This window comes from Methyloglobulus sp., from assembly GCF_964779595.1.
Window position 1 is genome coordinate 13451 of the sequence record NZ_CBAROL010000011.1, and the last position, 23188, is coordinate 36638.

Sequence of the window (23188 nt, forward strand, 5' to 3'; positions counted from 1 at the left end):
CCATGAACAAAAGAGATTTTATTAAAAGTATGGGTGGGGCAACCCTGGGGGTTGCGGCATTAGCTACATTGCCAGCGAGTTCAGCCAAATTCGGTGTTGATAGCTTAAGTAAAGCTGATCCTGTACTGCGTAGAAAGCAGGCATTTGCCAATATTCCATTGGTAACTCACGAAGGCAAGGTTGTTAAGTTCTATGACGATTTAATCAAAAACAAAACGGTAATGATTAACTTTATGTACGCACGTTGCGGTGATATTTGCCCAGGCATGACGGCTAACTTGAGACAAGTCCAAAAAGAATTGGGCGATAGGGTGGGTAAGGACGTTTTTATGTATTCCATCTCCCTAGAGCCAGAACACGATACGCCTGAAGTGCTAAAAGCTTATGCGGAACTGTTTCATGTCCAACCGGGCTGGACATTTCTGACTGGCAAAAAAGATGACGTAGAAATGCTTAGAAGGCAGCTTGGCTTTAGTTTTACCGATCCTGCCATCGATAAGGACAGAAGTCAGCACATCGGTGTCGTCAAGTTTGGCATTGAATCTCTGGAAAGATGGGGCATGAGTCCGGCAATGGGTGATCCTAAATACATTGCCGAATACCTGCGCTGGATGGAGCCAAATGGCAGCCGCCCCGTGTTAACTGAAATGATGGGTTAAGGCAGCAGGGGATTTCTAATACTATGCCGTTAAGTTAAGGGCTAATAATAGCAACAATGGAGTGCAAAGCTTGCTTTGCCTGTGGCGGACAAGTGCAAAGCAAGCTTTGCACTTCAAAACATGTTTTAACTTAACGGTATAAGCAACATGCCCCATTTGGTTCTAAGGTTGTCCATCAACGCAATTTACGTTTTCAACTTATAGCCTTCATTTCGCCACTTCCATAGCACACAAAAAATAAATATCTCCAAATACCGGTCGAGACTAGGTATTAGTACGGATATTAAACATCGCTTTTTAAGGATAAATTAGTACACAAGATAGCAATACTTACCGAGTGGTAGTGGCAGACATTATTCCAAATAGTCGCCGTTCAAATGGGCAGTATTGCTGCTTATTCAGTGTTAACAGCGTAGCGGAAATTTACAAAGCTGAGAGCTTGTGATTCAAGAGATCTAGGCGAATTCGAAGGCAAAACCTAAAAGGTAATTTTTCACTACGAACTAGGTGTTTGTACGGATATACGTAGGATTTATAAAGAGTATTCTATTAATCAACTGAAAAATATACGTCACATATGGCGAGTTGAAGCAGTTTTGGAGTTAGAGATTTTTAGGATAAAAATCGAGCATTTGCTCAAATGGTGTAGCGATATTTATGGCTCCCAAATTTTACCTGAGTCGACAGGGATTGACGATTCAGCATTATTTTTTTAATTTGAGGAAAACTGATGAAAACGAAATTTAAGCTAATAACTGCTGCGCTAGCGATGACAAGCTTGGCAGTGCAAGCGGAATTGAACTTGACTGGGCCGGTTTCTGCGGCAACAGGAAGTTTCCCAACTTATTACCAAGACACAAACGGCTTGGCACTAGATCTTTGCCTTCCTGCTGTAGGTCCAGAGCGGGCTTCAGGTATGTGTATTTTGGCAGACCTGCCTAGTCCGAATGCGGCCATAACATTCCCCACTAACTTCCCAGACGAATCGTTTTGGTGGATGGGCGACGGTTCACTTATCTTACCCGACGGCAGCGAAGCCCTCCTGGTCATGGCGATGGAAGCGGCATTTGCCAATGAAGTGCCTATCGCTGGAGACCAAGTGGTTTTTGCTCGTATTCGTGTCCGTTTTGTGGCTCCCACCACCGGCCACTACACCGTTACTCACCCCTACGGTGTTGAAGAATTTGACGCAGTGGCTGGGGAACGGGTATTTTTTACCGATGACCACGGTGTCTTATGCGGGTCAGATTTTTCATGCGCCGCCAACGGACGGATAGGGCCATTCCTGAGGCCATCAGGTCAATTGGGCGGCGGCGGCGAACCTCTGCCGCCTGTTACTGTTGATGGTAAGACTTACATCGCCGATCCAGGCGTTGAAACGACCGTCACTGGAAGTCCGCACGACACTAACTTCTTCAGAATTGAAGGGCCGGATGGTGTCAGCGAAAACGACTTGTTCACCGTAATGGGCAGGGTACACACTGATCCATTACCCAGCAATACCAACGTCGAAAGTGCCACTTACTCAAGGTCGGCAAACGGTGATTCCGTTCAAATAGATGTCCATGCTAAATCGGTAAAAGCACTGGGAGAACCTGTGCAAAAATTGAAATTATTTGGTGAAGGTATACCCGGTACATCGCTGGTAAAAAACTCAAATAATTCAACGCAATTCTATGGTCAATTAGCACTTGATACGAGCAATATACCTGCAGAAATCTATCTTAGCGATCTTAACGAAACGCCGAACAGGATTTTTACGGCAAACTTGGTTGACCACATAACCGTCAAACAAGCTGTTTACGATGGTGTTTCACAAACGCTCCATATCGAAGCAGAATCTAGTGATAAGAAATCTGACGACTTACCAATTTTGTCAGCTCAAGGATCAGATGGCGCTTCTTATGGTCAACTGGTGAATGGAGTCAAAGATGTACCGAGCGTCTCGTTGCCGCCAGCTAAAGTGATTGTCAGGTCTAATAAAGGCGGAAGAGCTGAACTGATTATTACAACGACAGCAAGCACTCCTGCATTGCCAGGCCTAGTGACTGTTGAAGATCATTTTGATGATGCGAGTTCTCCATTTGCTGTGATTGACAATGACTCAGATCACGGGAATCAGTGTCATCCAAGTAATGATAAAGTTAAGATTGTTAAACAGCCTGTTCATGGCACTGTCACGGTCAATGAGGCTGACCAAACCGTGTCTTACACCCAAAATGACAGTGTAAATGGATGGGATACATTCAGTTATTACCTAACCGATGCGGATGGCACAAATGTATCCAACGTTTCAAAAGTTAATTTTGCAATCACCAATGGAAACCTTCCGCCGGTAGCGAATCCAGACTTTGCTTCAGCAGCCGTTGGTGCCACTATCACTATTGATCCATTAACTAATGATACTGATCCAGAAAACGCCGGTCTGACCTTGGTTTCTGTAACGGGTGTAGGTGCGACTAAAGTGGGCAATACGATTAGCTATACCGCAGCATTGCCTGTTGGGGCTAAAACCATTGAATACACTGTTAGCGACGGTGACAAAACGGCAACTAGCAGCATTACGGTTACCGTTGATGCGGCAGAAGTTGTGACTGTAGCCGTAGCTGAGTTTAGGACAGGCAAAACGCAATGGCGGATTTCTGGTACTGATACACCAGCAAGGATCGGAGTCGTGATGAGCGTCTACAGCAACGGTGGCAACTTCCTCTTAGGAACTGCAACGACAGACGTAACTGGTGCTTGGAGCTTTAGAGCTACAGCACCTCAACGCCCCGGCCCTATCGTAGTCAAAAGCAGTCGTGGTGCCCAATCGTTGCCCTTTAACCTTACTGTCAGGAACTAAAGGAATCAACGCTGGGAGAAATCATGAGGTTGTATGATTTCTCCCTGGCAGGTAAATACCTATAGGAACAGATAACAAGGAAGACCAACGCCGACTCTCGCAAGGGAGTCGGCGTTTTTTTGTGCAGCTTTAGAAATCTCTGAGCAAGCTATCATCGGAAGGAATAACCCATGCACTAGGCGGTGATAAGTTGTGGGTCTTCATGTCTACAGTTAAGATGTAAGCACCTTTTGCGCCTTTCCTGTTATTAGGTTCGAACTGGAACGGCGGCACAATGTCCACTGAATAATTTTTGATTTCTCCTAACGCGTGGATAAACTTGTCGCGGCTTAAACGTTTGCCGGAGCGTTTTAATCCTTCAGTCACAAAATTTACCGCCGAACAGGCAATGCGTTGTAAGCCTGGGCTTTGCAAGCTAACTGAATGCTGATTTAGCAGGGCTGCGAATTGGCGCATTGCTGGAGCATACAGGTTAAAGGGGGTCGCTAACAGCATCTTGGATGCTGCCAAATCGGGAGTAGCGATAACATTTGCACCTAACATTGCCAGTAATCCCAATAGTATCGGTTGATGATCGGATTTTGGCATTAATAAATTGAAGTCTTTTAGCTCTTGGGTATTTCCTAAAAAGAAAACAGCATCGGGTTTTGCTGTTTTCAGTTTTATTAGCTGATTAACATCTTGTTTTGAGTTAGCTTGGGATAAGACGATTTCGGTTGGCGCATTTAAATTATTGCGTTGCACTTGTTCACGAATCGCCGCGACCACGTTTAAGTTTGTCAACCCATCACTATAAACGATAGTCAGTTTTGGTTTTGCTGTGCTGTTGTCCTTTGGCATCTGGGCTAGCCAATAATCGACCAAGGCGCGCGATTGATCGGCGTAACTGGGCAGAAAATAGAAAAACGAAGGCGAGGGCGGCGAACTTTCATTAGGTATGAAAGACAGCGGGGCGATTACTGGAATTTTTTCGTTCTGCAAGAGTTGATAAATATCCGTAGTGACTTCTGGAAAATATCCTGAGATCAAAGCAAAGGGTTTGGTTTCAATGATTAATCTCTTGGTGGATGCAAGGATTTCCTCTTTAGTGCCGCCTGAATCCAATGTTGTCAACGTAACTTTGCGTCCATAGATTAGCCCATGTCTGTTCGATTCGGCAATGCAGGCATCCAGGGTGGCCTTCAGTAGTTTTCCGGTAGCAGCTTGAGTGCTGGTTAGTGGCAATACGGTGCCCAATTGCACTTCAGATGCAGTTATACCTGCATCGCCATCGCTTGATGACCCTAAAATTTTTATGTATGCAACTAACGCTTGCGCTTGATAGTCCGTGAATCCATATCTAGGCATGGCGGCGCTTAAGGGTTTGTCTTGGGCATTAATACCTTTGGTAATTGCGCGGATTAATGTGCTTTCGTCATAAGCCTTTTTGGCAGGTGTGTTGGTAAACAAATGCTGCGGACTAATTGTCGGAACATTCAAGCCGCCTTCTTGCTTGCCTTCACCTTTCAGCCCGTGACAATTGGCGCAAGTAAACGTAGTGGCGGAAACGGAATCATCAGTAACACCTAAGGTTGTAGTAATTTCATTTTGGCTACCATCGCTACCTTCCCGATAGATTTTGCGTCCTAATAGTTCTATGGCGGTTAACGACTCATCGGCATTAGCAACGTCAATAATGCCGCTTGATAATGACATCAACACGATGAGTACTTTAATGCTTAAAGTACACTGTTGATAAGGTCTATTTATGCTTGCTTTCACCCGTGATATTTTTCAGTGCTGAGATGATTTCATCGGCTTGGGGGAAGCCATAGAGACGCGTCCATTGGTGGTTGCCATCATTGCCGACAATAATGATATTACTGTGGTCGTTTTTATTAGCGGTGTACACACCAAGATTTTTTAATAATTCGGAAATGATTGTTTTCTCTCCAGTTATAAAACTCCAATCAGGCTCGGCTTTAAATTTTTTGCTGAATTCCAGCAATCTTTCTGGAGTATCATTAACAGGATCGACACTGATGGTGATTAATTGCACCTTTTGTTTGCCCAGTTTCTTCTGGACTTGCCTGAAAACAGCGACAGAAAGCGGACAGCTACTGGTGCAAGCGGTGAAAATAAAATTGATTGCGACGGTTTTGTTTTTGATTAAATCGTTGTGGAACCGATGCCTTTTTCCGGTTTGATCGACTATTGATGCATTAAATTTTGTTTCACTTAAAACAAGTGCTCCTGATGCTATCGCCATTATTGGCGATAGCATCAGGAGCATAATAATGATGCTTTTACAGGGTTTCACCTGGATATTTATTGTTTTTTAATTACAAAAAACACCGCCTAGTCTGCCGTGACCAGATTCAGGCCAAGGGTCTAATGGTTCCAGTGCGGCATCTTCATCATCAGGCCACCAGCCACGGGATAGGAAACATAAGTCCTCAAAATTAGCAGGAATCCAACCTGGCACTGGTTTATTTTTATTGCCGAACACTCTACCTTCAGGGAATATATACTCGCTTACGGGAGCGGTATATTCGCCATAAACTAAACCATTAGCTGCCGTTGATGGTGACGAATCGCTTGAGCCATCAATACCGTTAATGCGTGCACGAATTTCTCGGGGTGGCGGCATAAAAACCTGCTGATCGACAGTGATCTCAAAACGACCTAAGGGTGGCTTTATTGAAGGTGCTGGGCTTGATAAAAGTCTTTCAGTAAATTTGCCTTCTGCTAATGGTCTTACTGGATCTAAGGCAAAAACATCTACGTTTCTGCTGGGGTCGGTGGTAAAACCGACAATACGGAAGCGGGTAACTAATGTTTGACCGGGTATTACCGCACCAAACGCGCCTGCTTTCCCTGGACCCGTTTCTTGATCCAATCCCGGAAACACAGTGCCGCCAGCACCCAGAATTGCCACTTCAATAAACAAGTAGGCAGGATCTTCTCCTTTATCGGTGTAAATACCTAAATCTGCTTCAAGAGCAGAAGCAGAAATATAAGTGCTATTGGGATCAGCCAGTGTCGGGTCTTTAACCAGGATTCCTGTATAAGTCACATAGTCGCCAATTTCAAGGGGAGCCATTTTTTCAGGGTCACAAGCGCCACCACAGGGAGGTGCATCGCTTAAGGCAAATGTCGTACCCATAGTAAAGCGGCGTAAAGGCTTGCCATCCGTTCCTTTAGGTCTATTTGATGATGGACATTCAGCATCAACCGCAGGCGGTGTGTTTCTAGGCACACACAAAGGATAACCTGTCGCAGCATGGACGGTAGGGTTGCCCTGATCTGCTTGAAAACGCGGGTCGGCTGATTGTGCTATGCCATAACGACCTGTACCCGTCCCAATATCGGGATCATTCAATCTTACCCGTGCCGACACGGTTGGGTTGGACAATTCGGGGCCGATGAGCAATTCACCAGTGCTGCTGATTTCTTTAATAAATCCGGAACTGATTTGCAGCGGTATTTGCATGATGTTTGCCAATCCGGCTATGTATTCACCATTGACTATATTGCCAATTAAATCGGCAACATAAGGGAACGGTGGGGGAGGGGTGTCTTCTAGCGCCAATCCACTTCCCACCGTTGTTGTGGGTAGCTTCATGTCAAAAATAGCTTTCGGTCTTAGGTAAGAACCGGGCATGACGATATAACTGTTTTTGGGGATAATGACTTTAGTGCCGTTGACCTTCATGATGGCACCAGCGCGGGCATCACTAGGATTGACGCACCACGAACCATCGCTAGGCTGGCACATCCTGAATTCTTGTATATAGCCAATAAGCCCAAAGGATGTCGTTGGTACGGGATCGGCGGCGTATGCAAATCCTGAATTGCTTAATAATGCCATTGCGATCAGCTTTGGCAATGTGAATCTTTTCATAACATCCTCCAACCTTGAATTAATTAGTGTTAAAAATTTACTTCTGTCCTACGTTTTGGCTCTTGGATAAAGGCTCTTGAACCTTAACAATTAACAGTGCTTGCTTGGTAAATTCCAAACCACTGGATTGCGCTTCCACCAGCAGATTAAAACTCCCCGCATGTGGAAAAGTGACGGCAGCCTGATAAACCCCTGCATCTACTTCTTGTAGCCACGCACGTTTTTGCCAAAGCCCAGGTGGCTCAAACGCCAACAAACGTGCGTCTTGAATACCTGAGATCGGCTTGCCGGAGGCGGCATCTTGTAACTTAAAACTTAATAAGGTTTCTGTGTTTGCAAACGGCTGTGCTGTTAAAGGCAACAGTTCCAGTTTAACTTTTGCCTGTTCTTGTTGTTTAGGTCCGGTGGCCTTGCCTTCAAGTTTTGTTGTGAAGCAATGAATAATGCGCGGCTGGTCTAGCATCACCGCTACGTCGTAATTGCCTGGTTTTTCTACAGTTACTGGGGCTTCGAATACGCCCTGCGCGGTTTCTTTTAAGCTGCGGTCTAATATCATCAAGGCTCTTGGAATTCGGCGGTAATTATCCAGCGTCCCCATAGCCACCATCATGCCTTCGACGTAGTAATAAATGGTCTTGCCAGGCGCATTGGCAACCATTACGCCATTTTGTTCTGGTATCGGCGCGATCATGGCGGCAACACCGACTGAATCGGGCAGGGCAGAAGGCGGTTTTTCGCCAGCTTGAATTTGGGTGACAGACAATTCGGCTAATACCCTATTTTGCTTTTCGCTAGATTGGGCAGGCAATTTTTCCAGTTGTTTCCTGTTCACCAGCGCGAACTTTTCCGAGCCTAGCCCCCGAACATAGGCATAGTCAGCGGTAAACGTAATCTGGTCGGGTTCTGCGGTCACATTGGCAAAAGCAATTTTCGTATTCGTGGCTGAATCAATCACATACGCTTTCGCATCGAGTTGATTGACTACCCATACATAACGACCCTGGGGATCAGCGGCGACATCGACCGCGCCACGACCGACTTCAATTTGGGCTTCGTTCGTAAGTTTAACCGGATCAATAACGCTAAGGGTGTTGTCATTTACGGATGCGACATAAAACCGTTCTGCTTTGTCTACCCAAACCGCTTTTAAGGGCGTATTGCCAACCTTTACGTCACCCAGTCTCTTCAAGCTGGCATTTTCGATGATGGATACTGTATTGGCTTGAGTATTCGTTACAACAGCAAACTTACTGTCCGGCGTAAAACTGATTTGATGTAATCCTTCGTCTACGGTTACAACATTAACTTTAGGTTTTTCGCTCCGATCAATAACGGCAACTTTCGGTGAACCGTCCAAACCCACCCATACCGATTGTTCATCAGGGGATAAGGCAATGCGGGTCGGTTTGCTGCTTGCCCCAGTGGAAATTGTTGTCGCTAGACTATGTGTAGTCGTATCAATCAATGCAACCGCAGCAGCATTCGGCATCGTCACATAAAGCCATTTGCCATCCTTGGTCAACACCCAATCCAAGCCTTGTTCCGGCAATTGCACGATGCCTTCCAGTTTACTGCTTGATGAGACTTGAGGGTTAATAAACGCAACCGTCTTATCCTGGTTAAGCGTCAACAAAAAATAACTGTTCAGGTCAACATCGGCACGAGTCGCCAACTGGCCGCTGGAAAAACTCCGTACCTTGGCTTCACAACTGGTTTCGGTGGCGACTTGTTCGGAGCGGCGCAGGGAGAACCAAGCTTTTGGGCGTAATTGAGTTATCGGTTTTCCGGTTTGTTTTTCATTGAATTTAAGGATTGCTTTTAGCTGTTGACTATCGACAGGATCAGCTTGTTTCCCAACAGGGACATTAACCACTTGCATAGCCAAGTCAATCCCCTGGATTTCAACATGTTGACTCACATTTTGCGTGGCTTGTGCCACCAATGGACAAAATGCGGCAAGCAACAATAGCTTGGCGGTAGCCCTTATCATAGGAATCATATCGTCCTCGTTAATATCCGCCGTTAATTTGAGCTTAATCAACCCGCAAAATCCCCCACATTCCACCTTGGAACTGGAAGTTTTCTTGCACCCTGAATAGGTAATCGCCTGGCACTTCGTTTTTTCCGCCTGCTTTAGTGACTATATTGAAATGTCGGCCAGGCCCAATGCCACCGATAGCACCCAACAGGGCGGTTTTAATTTTCTTTTCCTCATGTGTTGCTATTGAGGTTGAGTCATTCTTCCACGGCTGATAATCCCAATTATGTCCAGATAGTGCAAAAGCATGTTGACGGGAATGCCCATTGGGATGAACCAGCCTAAACCGAATGTCTTCGCCAGCATTGGCTCTAAATACAGGCGTTTCTGGATCGCCGCAAGCCTTACTGTCGCAGCCAGGATTGGGTGCAGTTGAGCTCAGGGTGTTTCTATAATCCAACTCGTTAAGTGCGTTAAAGTCAGCACCGGAAGTTCCTACGCCGTTTCTTGCCCAAAGCGGTTCGGAACGGTAGTTAAACCCTTTTTGCCCGGTGTCTTCGGCATCATCAGCCATCCGGTGATTTGGCATCGGTTGTTTATTTTGTTGTAAGCTAAGGTCATCCTGGAAGACCACGACGAATTCTCGGAAGGAACGGTCTTTACCCAGCTCATCTAGTGTTTTCACGTTAGCGGTGATTTTGGATAATTTATCTGGAAAACTTATCTCCGCATTTTTAGGTTCGATAACTAATGCACCTACCGCACCATGCGAAGATTGTTTGATGACATCGCCAAAACTACGTAACGATGCTACCCCAAATTCAATGGGCTTATGACATAAATAAGCTTCATTCGAGCGAAATTTGGTCTTGATAGGACACTCTGTTTTTTGCTGCTCAGGATTAAAACTGCCAAAGGTTGTTTTATCATATTCTTGACGAGTACCTGCATACCAAATGTATTCGGCAATGTTGTCATCACACGTATTAAAATCAGGTGTGCCGACGGATGATACTTTGCGACAGCCAGGTAAGCCGCTCGACGTGCGCTTATCATCTTTTTTTTGTTTTTCATCACTGGCTGAACCCACTTTGCCAGGTGCTTCATCTCCACTGATAAAATCCGCTTTGTCAAGATCATCATCTCTACTGTTTAAGCCCACATTGCCACCGCCCATGAATTTGACATCATAAGCGACGAGTTGCGGTATTAAATTAATCATGGAAGACATTTGTACTTGGTTAAAATTAAAGCCATTTACTATTGGCGGCATTAAATTGTAACTACTGGAATTTGCTAAAACTGCAGGATTTGTGCTTTCCAGAAAATTTTCTGGCAACAGGTTGTGTAAGGTAACTTGGATACAATCACCTGCTGATGCACGGAGTACCAGCGGTTCGACAGCTTTACCCTCTTCGTAAGCAGTTCTTAACATGCTGACAATTTCATTCGCGCTAAGATGGAAATTGTTGTGAGGATCAATTTGTTTCTTATTTAATTTAGTTATAACCTTTTTGATGTGATTTTCCTGATGTTCTTCAATCCACTTTTCATCAAGTTCAACAAAAACAATGCCATTCGGATCAGTAATGTTAAAGCGTTTGTTGTATACCAAGCCGTTATGGCTAGGCAAAATATCTTTCGCTAAAATGGCGACGACATGCTTCTTATGGCTACTGGATTTAACAAACTCCTGAAATGGACAAACATTTTTTTTCCAGATGTAATTATTGAAGTACTCTTTATACAAGTCTTTAATTGTATTGATATTTTTATTAGCGTTACGCCCTGTCAAGTCAGGAGCATTAAGCGATAATTCCTCATGTAAATAACTTAATAAATGAGGTATCTTGCTGGGGTCTTTTGCAGATTTTTCCAGTAAGTGATTGATAAAAGCTTCCGATTTATAGACAACATCAAATTTGTCGTCAGGGTCTTCTTCGCTCACATCCCATAAGTTTGGAACATCTTCAGTTTGGTTGTTTTTCTTTGTGGGTAAAACAGCGAGAAATTCATCGATTTTATCGGCTTTAGCCATGACAGCTAATTTGCGTTCCTGGACTTTTTCATTTTGATCATATTTGTATTTATTGATTGTTAAATCTGCAAAAGTTTCATTTTTTCCTGGAACACATTTTTTTCCACCATACGCTCTCACTAAACCCCACATACCATCCCAGAAATTTTCAACACTGGGTGAGCCATACCAATAGTCCGTTACACCAGGGTCGTTTGGCAACTTTACATCCATTTCAAAGTGTTCGGAAATGCCGATTTGTTGTCCGTTCATGTATCCAGAGTTAAGTGACTTAGGTTCGGCCAGCCATTTAACGCCGTTCATTGAAAAGACATGCTGCTCTTCCTGTGAGCCTTGGATCAGTTGAATGCTCAAAGGATCGCACGCAAACGCAGGTAGAACAGGGGTTGAGGGGTCGTCATCCAAGCGCCAAGGCTCGTTCTCACGTAATAGACCAGTGAATTTTTTTGTCTTGCTTATTTGTTGATCCAATAAGCGGGTTAATTCTTTTCGATCAATGATTTCATTAGGTACATTGTTTTGCAGTTTCCTCATTCTGTCCGAAGCTGAATCTAGCTGTGAACTATGATGAACTAATGAGCTAAACACATTCGCCATATCGCCTTCAGGAGTTAGCTCTCCTTTGCCATTGCCTAGCGTTGTTTTTTGATGATACTCAAGGCTGTTCCTGTCTTCCTTGGCAATACGCAACGGAATCGGTTCATTACGGTAGTTAAGTAAACGTGTGCCTGGATCTTCGGTAGAAATGCCTTCCGGTTTTGGTTTCAAGCCGTCACGCACATTATGTGGCAGTAGCAGTTCATCCTGCCTGCTCGGCGGGTTGACGGGGCGTAAATCAGCGTTATACAGGATCGCAAAATCGGCAAATGCTAGATTATATTCTCGCCGTATCTCATGTTGATGTTCTTCAATTTTTTCATGTGGATGGTCTTTAGGGAAACCAATATTTGCCGCGTAACTGGTTGGACCACCGTCTGGTCTACAAGGATTATCAATAAAACCGCTCAAAGTGGTGTCGCTGCATTTATTCTGTTTGGTATTGACATCAGCGGGCGAAGCGACCAGTTCGGTCCAAACAGTATTTTTCGGCTCCACAATCAACGCACCATAAAAACCGTGCTGCTGGTGTGAACTGGGGCCGTAGTGGTCATGGGTGAAGACAGTTCTCATGGTTCTGTCTTCCCACTTATCGTTGAGTACGGGATCGGCCCACCAGCGTTGCACGGTGGTTTGTGCGCCACACCAAGGGTGATTTTTATCGTTTTCCTCTGCATTGCCTGAGCATTGACCACGGACATCTCTATTAGTGGTTTTGGGTAAGCTATAGGATTTTGCAATTAATGGCTTATGCGGTTTGTTATTCCAATCTACCACCTTACCACCTAGGTGTTTACTGGCTGTTATGCGCTCCCGAACCTAGTCAGGTGAGAATGTACCGTCTTCATAATTCCAGCCATTGGCCGAACCGTCAGACGAGGTAACATCAAATTTCACCAAATGAATATGCTGACCGATAGTATCGGTAGGGGTGTAAACTTGAAAATCATCCAGATTTAAGACGCTTGGAATTAAATTAGTCGCTTGAAATTGAATGCAATCCCCTGAATTAGCGCGAAAAAACAAGGGTTCTGCAAGCCGTTCGCCAGTTAGCGTTTTAGCGGCATCTTCTTCAAGAACCGGCATCCGTGCTTGCGGATCATGCCAGCCATATTTATTGACGGTCATATCGAATTCGATATATGCGGCTTTGTAAAGACGCGGATTAGTACGGTTAACAAGTGTTTGTTTGTTTGCTTCCTCAAGATAATCCGTTGGGCAAGGGTCGGCAAATGGTGCTCCTTGTGCGGGGGCAAAGCCGTTGACGCGGAAATGTTTGCCAAGATCGAACGCTTTATTAGCGGAATGACCATGAGGATAAGCGGCATTAGCGGTTTCAAAACCCTTACCTGTCCAGAGGGGCTTCGTGGTAGCCCAATGGCTTTGAGGATTTGCTGGGTCAGTATGCTTAGGCCATTGGGTTTCTTCAGATTTAAAGTTCCATGCAAACGATTCCGGTGAATTGGCAGCTTGTAAGACTTTCTTAAATTCATCTTTACACAATGTCCATACTCCTGGGAGCATATTGTCAGGTACGGTGTCGCGCCCTTGCTTCAAGCTTTCAATAGTGGCTTTATCCCAACCGGCATGGTAAGCCATTGCCAGAATTTCATCTTTCGTGCCACATTGCGGCAATATTTTTACAGTAGCGGATTCAATTTTCTTCGCTAAAATGAGGTTATTCGGGTCACTGTTCAATGCCCAGGTGCGTTTGGCGACATAACGCGAAGCTTTGTTGCTTTCTCGATCTCCGTAACCTTCGAGCAGATCTTTTGTCACCGCAGGATTTTTAAGATCAATGTCTTAGATAGTGCCCTCGGTAATAATGTGGCGAGATAAGCCGCCGTCTAGCCATTTGTCGTTTGTACCCGTTGGATGTTTGTTTTCCGCCATATCTAAAGGGGGTTGTGGAGGTCGATGTCCAGGTTCTGCTGCCATAAAGAAAGGATAGCCACGAAATTCAGCACTGGGTAAAGGGGCTAATGGGTGACCTGGAATAGGAACGATTGCTGGATTGGGTGTGCCACCCGTTATTTCTTTATCGGGCAGATTTCTTCCTTTTGGATTGGCTTTTTCGTCAAATAATCCCGGTCTGCCATCCTCAAATACATCATGATTCCGCCACAGCTCCCACATCCCCGCCGCAAAATGTGGATACAAGTGGCAATGGAAAATAGCATCGCCTACGGTTAAATTGTGGTTGCCACCGCCACCGTATTGAATATCGTAAGTGTAGGACGAACCTGGGGAAATAGTTTGCGAATCCAGGTAATTAGCATTGGGATCGTTTTTATCCTGCAACCATTGGTGCGCGTGTAAATGGAAAACATGGGTTTCCTTTGGTCCCGCGTGGATATTACGGAAACGCACTGGATCACCAAGATAAGCATGATGCACGTTTGATGGATCATCGGGGTATAAGGCTTCTACTTCTTTGCCATCCTGGTCGCGGCGTACAATCATCGCTGGATCGCCATTAACCCAAGAGCTTAAAAAGAACTCTTCCAGTTTGCAATCAGGGCAATCTTTTCCTGGCCCTATTTTTTTCTTGTTAGCAAGTACCACGGAACCTGCACCAGATGAGCCGTAGTTGATTGCCATGCCATCCGCAATCGCGCTGATCGGATTGCCCTCATCGGACAATTCTGCAAATGCTTGGAATACTTTATTCTCATCATGAAAAATGGTGGTGAATTCACGGAATGACATGCCGCAACTAGAGCCGGGCGATTGTTTTGAGCAGTCCATACCCGATTCACTCAAATTACCGGATGAATTCGTAGGATTATCCTGATAGATAATAGCGTTAAGGTCGGAGTGTATAATCTGATTGTGAGCATCCAAAATAGCCAGTTTTTCATATTGTAAATCATCATATAGTTGATTAGTGCTTGATTTTGCAGCAACTAATACATCATGCGTTACTTGTGAACGATACCAGATGGAATCTTTGGGTTCGACATTGACTGAACCAAACAACCCCAAACCTAGTTGGCCGCCATCACCTTCGCCACCCGCCAATGCACCGGTGGAATAGAAAAAATACCCACCTTCTTGCTGGGCATACCAGGTATACGTTTTGCTCGCCCCAGGTTCAGCTAGTGACGATGGATTATTGCCCACATTAGCACCGTCTGACTCCATGTTTGCATAATCCAAACCATTAACGTGTATGGATGCCGCCCGTGTGGTGGGGTAATCAGGTTCTTCTTGGCGTGGAAATGGGAACGCTGGATGTTGGGTGCTTATACTATTACGTGGCGGCGTAGAGAGATCAGTTGCAGTGGGGTCACCTGGTTTGGTCGCTTGAATGGAATGTCTTTGTACGCCGCCATCAGGAAAATCAGCGCGTTGAAATGTAGTATGTACGGTTGGTAGTGGCGATAATAAATTCCAAAATTTTACTTGTAGATAATTGCATTCGTTAACTCGAAGCACTAAGGGGCGAGGTCTTTTGTCGTCTTTAAGCCTAACCCTGCCTTTCAATGCTGCCATTTCTGCATCTGATCGAGAAGAAATAGTCTTTCCATGTTCATCGACAACATCTTTTCGTAGTGCATACACCATCCCCGCTGGATTAAATGCGCCAAAGCGATTGAAAGTTATGATTTGTTCTAATGCAATGACTTCGGCAGTAATGGTATTGGAGCTGTTTTGTGAGCTATTTTGGTCGCACTGCTTAGACTGCTGGGAGGAGCTTGCTTGCTCTCCACTCGGCGGGTGGTCTGTTTTTCCATCCGTCAAACATCCCGCTATGAGTGCGGCTGTCACATAACAGATAAGCAGAAGGCACTTATAAGGCGATTTTGTTTTAGACTGAACTTTTGTTGAAAACAGTCCATTGTGATTATGGTGATGTCGTGCTGTCATGGCCGCCCCTCTATTGCTGTTGATTAAATCAACATTTGTTGTTTTTATGTACAACTTGATGGCTAGAGGCCAAGTTCCATTTGAGTTTTGTTGTCGATGCCCGTTTTTCTAACCCATTCCAAGCCTGTTTGGTTCTAAATTTTGCCAATCCCTAATGGCTAAACAGCTAACTTTTATACTGTATTGTGTGAGAAGTAGATTAGCAGTAATGTATCGGATAACAAGGTAATTTCTCACATATTTTTTCATCCATAAGGTGTGGTTTACATCAGCAATTGAAATAACTTTGCGGTCTGATGATTGATGCAAAATTAGGTTTTTAGAATCTGCTGGTGATTATTCAACAGGTAGACAATATTCAAGGCTAAAGCTTTCCAAGGCAAATAAAAAGGAATATAATATTGGGTTTTTCATTGGTGTGTACTGCACCGCCCTTGCTTCACCATCTTCTCTCATAGACGGTGGGAGGCTTTAACCGTAAGGAAAATTATGCGACATTATGAAATTGTTTTTTTAGTGCACCCAGACCAGAGTGCACAAGTACCGGCGATGATTGATCGCTATAAGTCGATTATCGAAACCGCGTCCGGCAAAATTCACCGTCTGGAAGATTGGGGTCGTCGGCATTTGGCTTACCCTATCAAGAAAATCCACAAAGCCCATTACGTGTTGATGAACATTGAATGCGATCAGCCAACTCTCGTTGAATTAGAGAGCGGTTTTCGTTTTAATGATGCGATTTTACGTAGCATGATACTCGTGCAAAAGACGGCGATTACCGAAGTCTCCGCCATCGCGATTGCCACTGCAGAAGAGAGTAAAGCCGCTGAAGCACGGGCTAAAGGCTTATTGGCAAAAGAAGTGGCAGTCGCGGCAGAAGCCGTTGTCCTTGATGACGATATTGATCTGGATGATCTGATAGATGAAGATCTTGATGCAGATGAAATCGATCCAGAAGCTGTTATTTAATTAAGAACATTACAAGGAATATTTATGGCACGTAATATTAGACGCAAAAAATTAAGCCGTTTCGGTGAAGGTGGAACGGAAATTGACTATAAAGATATTGATTTATTGAAAGATTACATCACAGAAACGGGTAAGATTATTCCTAGCCGTATTACTGGCACTAGCGCAAAGCATCAAAGAGCGTTATGCGTCGCTATCAAGCGTGCGCGTATGGTTGCCTTGATGCCTTACTGCGACGCACACAAGTAAAACAGGTAATAAATCGGATGAAATGGCTAGCGGCATATATCATGCGCGGCAGGTTAGAAGCCATGCTTTTGGCTGCTACGCTGGCGATGTTGTCGCTAATCTTGGCTCCATTGAGTGTGTTTAGCTCAGGTGCTGTTGCCTTAGTCACACTCAGGAAAGGTGCTTATGAAGGTCTGATTATTCTTGCGTGCTCAAGTCTGGCAGCGGGAATACTGGCTACATTAATCCAGGTCAGTTATCAGTTCATCCTGATCTATGTGCTTTTTTTGTGGCTACCAATCTGGTTAATCGCGATTGTACTCAGGGAAGGGCGGCATATTTCACTGGCTGTTGAGATAGCGGTTCTAATAGGTATTGTGGGTGTTGTTGCGTACTACCTAGTTAATACCGACCCTGCTTCAATGTGGGCGCAAGTCATGCCTAAAATGGTGCCTGCCAATGCACCCGCAGAAGATGTCAAGCGGACGATAGCTTTTATAGCACCGTATATGACCGGAATAGCCGCCGCTGGAGCCGTGTTCAGCATGATGTTGGGCTTATTCCTGGGGCGTTGGTGGCAGTCCATACTTTACAATCCCGGTGGCTTTAGGCAAGAGTTTCTATCATTAAAGACTGAACCCAGATTGGCTATCATTAGTCTTGCGATCATTGGTATTGCTATGCTTAGTTCTGGAGCTGTGTCTCAAATAGCCTGGAATAGTGCCATTATACTGTTTGTGCTGTATACATTTACTGGCATTGCCGTGTTACATACGGTGTTTTCTAGGATGAAGATAGCGCAATATGCCGTAGCCATGCTTTACATTACCCTGTTTTTGATACCCTACAGCCTATTCCCCGTTGCTATAGTAGGTTTCAGTGATACCTGGCTGGATATACGCAAAAGAAAATTGAATTAAACTTAAATGCCTGATGGCAATGATCGGTTAACAGCCGAGAGGTGATTAAAAATGGAAGTCATACTTCTTGAAAAAATAGTAAACCTGGGTAATCTGGGTGACAAAGTAAGCATTAAGAACGGTTACGGCAGAAATTACCTGGTTCCCCAAGGTAAAGCCGTGCCTGCAACGGTCAAAAAAATAGCTGAATTTGAAGCACGTCGCGCTGATCTTGAAAAAGCAGCGGCTGATAAGTTGGGTGCTGCCCAAGCCCATGCGGACAAGCTGAGTAAGTTGGAAATCGTTATCACGCATAAAGCGGGTGATGAAGGACGTTTGTTCGGTTCTGTAGGCACTCTCAATATAGCCGAAGCCATTAATCAAGCGGGCGGCGCGGTTGAAAAGCAACAAATACGCTTGCCACATGGCACAATCAGACAAGTCGGCGATTACGATATTGATATTAATCTGCATTCCGATGTGATTGTAACGATGTCAATCAAGGTTGCGGCGGAAGCTTAAGTTTTTTTAGACTCGATTGCGATCTGTGTTCAGGCTACACGTTCAATAGAACGTTAGCCTGAGTTCTTCGTGATAAGTGTGGGGCTAAATACCTATCTTTTACGCCAGAAAAGCTAAGACAATCGTCTAATGAGAACTTTTTATTCGGCTGTTTTTTACCTTATCATTCCATTCATCCTGCTCCGCTTGTTTTGGCGAGGTATCAAAGCACCAGATTACCGCCTACGATGGCGTGAACGCTTTGCTTTCTACGATAGAAAATTTCCTCAAAATGTCATCTGGTTTCATGCCGTTTCTGTGGGTGAGGCTGAAGCCTTATTTCCCCTGATTAGACGGTTACAGCAGCAGTTTCCTCAAGCAAAGCTATTAATTACCACAACCACACCGACGGGATCAGCTAGAGTCCGTGCTGTGTTGGGGCAAACAGTTGAACATGTTTATCTGCCTTATGACACGCCCAATGCGGTCAGGCGGTTTATGTGGTGTTTCAAGCCCATACTTGCGGTCATTATGGAAACCGAAATCTGGCCCAACTTGTTTACCTACTGTGGTGATAGCAACATTCCGTTATACGTTGTTAATGCCCGATTATCGGAAAAGTCGTCGCGTGGCTATCAAAAAATTCCCTCATTAATTCATCCGGTTATTGCTAATGTAAAGCAGATCGCCACCCAAACCCAAGACGATGCTGAACGGTTTATCGCCATTGGTGCAAAACCGGAGCAAGTCGTTACGTTAGGTAATATCAAATTCGATCTTGAAATACCTGAACACATTATTGATAAAGGAAAACGACTGAAAACCACTGTTTTTAAAGATCGTTTTGTTTGGATTGCCGCCAGCACGCACAAGGGCGAAGAGCAGATTTTCTTGGATGTCTACAAGCAACTCAAACCGAAAATATCTGAATTATTATTGGTAATTGTTCCCAGACATCCCGAACGTTTTGCCGAAGTCAGTGCATTATGCAGCCAAAACACAATGGTGGTTGTCACCCGCACATCGAAACAACCCTGCGAGCTGGACACCGATATTTTCCTCGCAGATACCATGGGGGAGCTGAAAATGCTGTATGCAGCAGCAGACGTGGCATTTGTGGGTGGCAGCATGGTATCTGTCGGCGGACATAACCTGCTGGAAGCCTCAGTCGTTGGTATACCTGTGTTATTCGGTCCTTACATGGCTAATTTTAAAGAAATAGCTAATAAGGTGTTGGTACACCATGCGGCGATACAATGCCAAGATAATGCGGCACTTGTTAAGGCAATTCAAACTGTGTATTCAGATATGGGCTACCGAAACTTGCTTATTGATAACGGCAAAGCGTTTGTACATAACAACCGTGGAGCGGTTGAGAAGCTTTGTAACATGTTAGCTGCGGAAATCCGCCATCGGTAGTATTGACTGCTACGGTTCTTCGAGCGCATTTTTTACTAAACGGGTTATATCCGTAATCTCTTGTTCAGAATATGCAACCGCAGGAAACTTTCCCCATACTGGCGCCGGCCAGGCCTTATCCGTGCGATAACGCACAACATGATGGATATGTAGCTGCGGGACTAGATTGCCAATTGCTGCAATATTGAGCTTATCTGGTCTGTAAAGCTCGCTCAATCGTTCGGCAAGAAAGCTTGATTCTTCAATCAACAACCTCTGTTGTTGCTTATTTAGTTGATAAATCTCCGTAATTCCTGCTATTTCAGGAGCCAGGACAAACCAAGGAAATTGGCTGTCGTTCATAAGTAACAACCGACATAACACCAGCTTGCCGATATAAATGCAGTCTTTTTGCAGTTGTGGATGTAGGTGAAATGGCATAATTAGGTTGTCGTGAAAAAATCTTGAAAACTCAAAATTTGCTTGAAATTTTCTGTATTTTTGGTTTAATTTGCAACTTTATCTTAACCCTAATAATAACTAAACTAGATAAAGAGTAAAGCACTATGTCAGCGTCGTCCGTTTCCATTCACGATTCTTTATGTGATCAAAAACAGGCGGTATCGTTTTGCCTTTTGTTAGGGCTTTACGGCATTATCCCACTGTGTTTGCTGCTGCAATTTCTCGATCACGGGTTTTGGCAAGATTATTTACGGAGCAATCTACCTAGCAGCCCTTACCATTTTGTGCTGTTCCAAATCTTATTTGGAACGCCACATATTATCGCCAGCAATATTTTACTGGTGAGCAATCCAGATTACCTAAAGCATTATAAACGTCAAATAACCTTGATGACGGTAGCCATTGCGGTTGCCTATATTGTGGGCAATATGTTGTTGCCGTATCGCTTGCTGTATGTCGTTGTAGCGACTTGGACGGTTTACCATGTGCTTAAGCAGCAATATGGAATTGCGCGGGGCGTGTGCCAATTGCCGGAGTCGGTGTTTAAGTTGTTGTTAACGCTTAGTGTGGCGGCTGGCGTTGCCATTTATATCAGCATTTTTTTGAGGAACAGCCTGACGGCAGACCAGGTTGTTTGGATTAAACATGTTGCCGCTTTGGGCTGTTTGCTGCTGGTGATAGCGGCATTTGTTTATCAGCATTTGGTCACTACTTCGTTTGGATTGTGGTTTTATTGGTCGAATGTGTTTTTGGTGCTGACCAGTTTTTACTTGTTTCTTCAGCAACACTATTTTATGGCGATTTTAGTGCCGCGTTTTGTGCATGATGCGACGGCGTATCTGTTTTACGTAACGCATGACTACAATAAACATAATCGACAGCCGCAGAATTTTCTTTATCGTTTTACTGCACGATATGAGTTGCACATCTTTATCGTATTACCGGTAATTTCGTTTTTACTGGCTTTCCTACTGCAAGCTTATGGTGATGATCTCGTCAATCTGATAACCCGCCACCTATTAGGCAAAGAGTTTTATAAAGTAATTACGTTGGGATTCCTAGGTTATCTGGCGTTGATGCACTATTACATGGAAGGTTTGACGTGGCAGAAAGATTCCCCGTACCGGAAATTTATTGCGTTTAGTAAGTAAGCGGTGGGTATCTTTAAAGCTTACGTAGATGCACGTCCAACTCTTGCAATCGCTCAGGCGTTCCAATATCCATCCAAAATCCAGAGTAATGTTGCCCTGTCACTTTTTTTGCCGAAATAGCCTCACGTAATAAAGGTGCTAATTTGCTTTTTCCTGTCGGCGTGTTGTTGAATAAGCTGGGATGGTACAGACCAATTCCGCTAAATGTATAGCGTTGGTGGCCGTCTTCCGTGACCTTGCCCGAGTGGTTCAAAGCAAAATCACCTTGTGGGTGATGCGGTGGATTATCAATCAGCACAATATGCGCTAAATCTACCTTGATTTTCTGCAACTCAGTATATGGAAAATCCGTGGCAATATCCCCGTTGACGACCAGAAACGGCTCGTTTCCTAATAACGGTAAGGCATTGATGATGCCGCCAGCGGTTTCCACGGCTTGTTCGCCTTCGGGTGAATACACAATGTTCGCGCCTAAATGCTTGCCGTCACCCAACTTATCCTCAATCTGTTGACCTAAGTGGGCGTGGTTGATGACAATGTCGGTAAATCCCGCTGCAACCAGTTGGTTTATAGTGTGTACAATCAATGGCTTGCCAGCCACAGGCAGCAAAGGTTTTGGGATGTGGTCGGTTAAAGGTCGCATCCGTTCGCCGCGACCTGCGGCCAGTATCATCGCTTTCATTGGGTTTCCGAAGATGTTAGCAAGACGTGCTGCTGCAAAAAATCATGAAAATCAGCCAGTTCTGGATAAACCTGGGCTTGCGCCATGACGTAATTCAAAGTACGAGGAATATCTTTAAGATAGCCAGATTTACCGTCCCTAAGATTAAGCCTGGAAAAAATGCCGATGGCTTTAAGATGTCGTTGCATTCCCATCAGGTCAAACCAGCGGGTAAATTGGGGTAGATCACAAGCTATGATGTCCGCTTGTTTGAGTTTTTGGTAATATTGGGACAACCAAAGACCGACCTGATCCTTCGGCCAATCTATATAGCAATCCCGTAACAATGATGCCAGATCGTATGTCACTGGACCAATAACAGCATCTTGAAAATCAATAATACCAATGGAATCATCTTTTAAGACCATTAGGTTACGGGAATGGTAGTCGCGGTGAACGCAGGTAACAGGTTGCTCCAGCGCAGAATTGATTAAAATGTTGCAGACCTTATCCCAGATTGCAGTAGGTATTTCTAAGCCTAATGCTTGCTTGATAAACCAGTCTTCAAATATACCCAGTTCTCGTTGCAATAAGGCTTCATCGTAGCGGGGCAGGGCGCAGTTGTTGAGGTCAGCATGAGTTTGTAGCGTTAACAAGCTGTCCAAAGCATTGCCGTATAACGCATTAGCATTATCAGAATTGACTTTATCCAAAAACGAGACAGAACCAAAATCTTCTAACACCAGAAAGCCGTCAAGCAGGTTTTGATGGTAAATGCGTGGCACATTAACCTTTGAAAACCTCAGAAATTCAGCGACTTTAATAAATTGCGCGGTATTTTCCTTGTCCGGTGGCGCATCCATCACGATTAATGGCTGATCTGGCAAAGTAATTCTGAAATAACGCCGAAAACTGGCATCACTCGATGCCGGTTCACAGCTTTTGACAGGCAAAAGCAAGTCATTCTCCAGCCAAGCAAGTAGGCTTATTTTACGGAAGTCGTCGGGTATCATGTCTGGATGCGGTCAGATTAGTTATAACGCTGGGTC

At 44.6% G+C, this 23188-nt stretch carries 18 protein-coding genes; 8 read left to right on the forward strand and 10 right to left on the reverse strand.

The genetic code is table 11. The features are described 5' to 3' along the window. The first annotated feature begins 2 nt into the window (after positions 1-2). Positions 3-659 (forward strand): SCO family protein, encoded by a 657-nt coding sequence (locus AC1YY3_RS05910; protein WP_481824477.1) that lies wholly within the window; start codon positions 3-5, stop codon positions 657-659. 730 nt (positions 660-1389) lie between these two features. Further along, positions 1390-3504 carry an Ig-like domain-containing protein gene (locus AC1YY3_RS05915; protein ID WP_481824478.1) on the forward strand — a complete coding sequence of 705 codons (2115 nt, stop codon included), beginning with the start codon at positions 1390-1392 and terminating at the stop codon, positions 3502-3504. A gap of 129 nt (positions 3505-3633) precedes the next feature. On the opposite strand, the gene AC1YY3_RS05920 is transcribed toward AC1YY3_RS05915, so the two are convergent. From AC1YY3_RS05920 to AC1YY3_RS05950, 7 genes are read right to left on the reverse strand one after another with little or no spacing between them, the layout of a single operon-like run. Continuing rightward, positions 3634-5265 carry a cytochrome c/ABC transporter substrate-binding protein gene (locus AC1YY3_RS05920; RefSeq protein ID WP_481824479.1) on the reverse strand — a complete coding sequence of 544 codons (1632 nt, stop codon included), beginning with the start codon at positions 5263-5265 and terminating at the stop codon, positions 3634-3636. Beyond that, the gene (locus tag AC1YY3_RS05925) at positions 5246-5776 is read right to left on the reverse strand and encodes an SCO family protein (RefSeq protein WP_481824480.1); all 531 of its coding nucleotides are present in this window, start codon (positions 5774-5776) and stop codon (positions 5246-5248) included. Before AC1YY3_RS05925 ends, AC1YY3_RS05920 begins: the two co-directional genes overlap by 20 nt. A 45-nt stretch (positions 5777-5821) precedes the next feature. Beyond that, the gene (locus tag AC1YY3_RS05930; protein WP_481824481.1) at positions 5822-7387 is read right to left on the reverse strand and encodes a hypothetical protein; all 1566 of its coding nucleotides are present in this window, start codon (positions 7385-7387) and stop codon (positions 5822-5824) included. Between the two features lie 37 nt (positions 7388-7424). Further along, complete coding sequence (locus tag AC1YY3_RS05935) at positions 7425-9386, reverse strand: YncE family protein (RefSeq protein WP_482194362.1); 1962 nt, start codon at positions 9384-9386, stop codon at positions 7425-7427. A gap of 34 nt (positions 9387-9420) precedes the next feature. Next, positions 9421-12777: a cupredoxin domain-containing protein gene (locus AC1YY3_RS05940; RefSeq protein WP_482194363.1), complete on the reverse strand. Its 3357-nt coding sequence runs from the start codon at positions 12775-12777 to the stop codon at positions 9421-9423. Between the two features lie 42 nt (positions 12778-12819). Continuing rightward, entirely contained in the window at positions 12820-13779 is a 960-nt protein-coding gene (locus AC1YY3_RS05945) for a hypothetical protein (protein ID WP_482194364.1), read from the reverse strand. 24 nt (positions 13780-13803) lie between these two features. Then, positions 13804-15870, reverse strand: a complete 2067-nt coding sequence (locus AC1YY3_RS05950) for a hypothetical protein (RefSeq protein ID WP_482194365.1) — start codon at positions 15868-15870, stop codon at positions 13804-13806. 489 nt (positions 15871-16359) lie between these two features. Between AC1YY3_RS05950 and rpsF the strand changes: the two genes are divergently transcribed. From rpsF to waaA, 5 genes are all read left to right on the forward strand, one after another. Then, positions 16360-16839, forward strand: coding sequence for a 30S ribosomal protein S6 (rpsF, locus tag AC1YY3_RS05955; protein WP_481824485.1), 480 nt, complete (start codon positions 16360-16362; stop codon positions 16837-16839). A 24-nt stretch (positions 16840-16863) separates the two neighbouring features. Continuing rightward, on the forward strand, positions 16864-17088 hold the full coding sequence (rpsR, locus tag AC1YY3_RS05960) for a 30S ribosomal protein S18 (protein ID WP_349027254.1): 225 nt from the start codon (positions 16864-16866) through the stop codon (positions 17086-17088). A 17-nt stretch (positions 17089-17105) separates the two neighbouring features. Next, positions 17106-17987, forward strand: coding sequence for a DUF2232 domain-containing protein (locus tag AC1YY3_RS05965; protein WP_481824486.1), 882 nt, complete (start codon positions 17106-17108; stop codon positions 17985-17987). Positions 17988-18038: 51 nt separating this feature from the next. Beyond that, positions 18039-18488, forward strand: coding sequence for a 50S ribosomal protein L9 (gene rplI, locus AC1YY3_RS05970; RefSeq protein ID WP_481824487.1), 450 nt, complete (start codon positions 18039-18041; stop codon positions 18486-18488). A 129-nt stretch (positions 18489-18617) separates the two neighbouring features. Then, complete coding sequence (gene waaA / locus AC1YY3_RS05975; protein WP_481824488.1) at positions 18618-19886, forward strand: lipid IV(A) 3-deoxy-D-manno-octulosonic acid transferase; 1269 nt, start codon at positions 18618-18620, stop codon at positions 19884-19886. Positions 19887-19895: 9 nt separating this feature from the next. Here the strand turns inward: waaA and AC1YY3_RS05980 are convergent, their stop codons facing one another. Then, a complete protein-coding gene (locus tag AC1YY3_RS05980; RefSeq protein ID WP_481824489.1) occupies positions 19896-20306 on the reverse strand; it encodes an HIT domain-containing protein in 411 nt (136 codons plus the stop codon). A 125-nt stretch (positions 20307-20431) separates the two neighbouring features. Here AC1YY3_RS05980 and AC1YY3_RS05985 point away from each other — a divergent pair, with 125 nt between their 5' ends. Beyond that, positions 20432-21478, forward strand: a complete 1047-nt coding sequence (locus tag AC1YY3_RS05985) for a hypothetical protein (protein WP_481824490.1) — start codon at positions 20432-20434, stop codon at positions 21476-21478. A 13-nt stretch (positions 21479-21491) separates the two neighbouring features. On the opposite strand, the gene murU is transcribed toward AC1YY3_RS05985, so the two are convergent. Next, entirely contained in the window at positions 21492-22160 is a 669-nt protein-coding gene (gene murU, locus AC1YY3_RS05990; protein ID WP_481824491.1) for an N-acetylmuramate alpha-1-phosphate uridylyltransferase MurU, read from the reverse strand. After that, entirely contained in the window at positions 22157-23152 is a 996-nt protein-coding gene (locus AC1YY3_RS05995) for an aminoglycoside phosphotransferase family protein (protein ID WP_481824492.1), read from the reverse strand. The genes murU and AC1YY3_RS05995 overlap by 4 nt, the downstream gene beginning before the upstream one ends. Between the last annotated feature and the right edge of the window lie 36 nt (positions 23153-23188).